At 66.2% G+C, this 1,105-nt stretch carries 1 protein-coding gene; it reads left to right on the top strand.

The features are described from left to right. Window positions 1-125: 125 nt before the first annotated feature. Window positions 126-1,105: type IV secretory system conjugative DNA transfer family protein (locus AC1ROC_RS20150; RefSeq protein ID WP_493001961.1), on the top strand; the 980-nt coding region annotated here is incomplete at its 3' end.

Below are 1,105 nucleotides of genomic sequence, written 5' to 3'. Positions count from 1 at the left end.
GGCAAACTCCACAAAGGGCAGGGGCTCTGGCAGATCGGCCAGGACCGGGTGGCGAAAGTCCGCAACATATGCACCGACTACGAACTCGGCATCTTCCGCACCGACTCCCTCGGAGGCGAACGAGCATGAGAACTCACGGCACGTCCTGGACACACATCGCCCTCTATACGATCTTCGGCCTTGTCGTCGCCGGCGCACTCGCAACGGGAATCGCAGCCGGAACGATCTCGGCCGTCTGCGGCACGGGAGGTCAACCGTCGAGCGTCTTCGCCGGCCTCCAACTCGCCCTCACTGGAAGCCTTGCCGGTTTCGCGTACCCGTCAACCTGCGTGGCACCCGTCGCCCTGATTCGTGTGCTCGACGCTCTGGCGCTCCTGCTGATCCTAGGAACCGTCACCGCCGTAGCCATCTGGTGGCTCCGCTACCGCCAATCCGACCGGCACTTCATCCGCGAGCTCCGCGGCCGGGACGGGCTGGCTAAGCCCGGCGAGGTCCGCAAGCACACCGCCGCTCGCACCGCCCTCCGCCGTGCGAAGACCCTCCGCCCGTCCCTGACTAATCCGACGCCGTCGGCAGTCGGATGGAAAGTCGGCCAAGCCCACGGCCAGGACGTCTACGTGTCCATCGAGGACTCCATCGTGGTCGAGGGCGCGCCCCGTTCCGGCAAGGGGTACCGGTTCATCATCAACGCCATCCTTGACTGGGACGGACCACTGATCACCACCTCCACCCGCAATGACAACCTCTCCGCAACGATGCGGGAGCGCGCCCGGGTCGGAGAGGTGACCGTGTTCGACCCTCAGGAACTTTCCGGCGTCCGATCCGCGTTGCGGATCTCACCCGTCACTGGCTGTGAGGACCCGCTCGTCGCCGACCAGCGAGCTCAGGCGATCGTCGCCGGAACCGCGCTCGGCGCATCGAAGACTAACCAGGAATGGGCGCAGGTTTCCTCCTCTGTTCTCTCCCGGCTCCTGCACGCCGCCGCGGTCTCCGGTCGAGGAACCGACGCATTGGCCAGGTGGGGGTCCAACCCGCGCCTCGCGCTGGAAGCAGTTGGGGTGCTCGCAAATCAAGGATCGCCCGGTTGGTCCGAGGACTTGGACGC

The sequence above is a fragment of the Leifsonia sp. GW821-FHT13C05 genome (genome assembly GCF_058806515.1).
The sequence above is the reverse complement of the archived record's forward strand: the minus strand, read 5'-3'. Positions and strand labels throughout refer to the sequence as shown.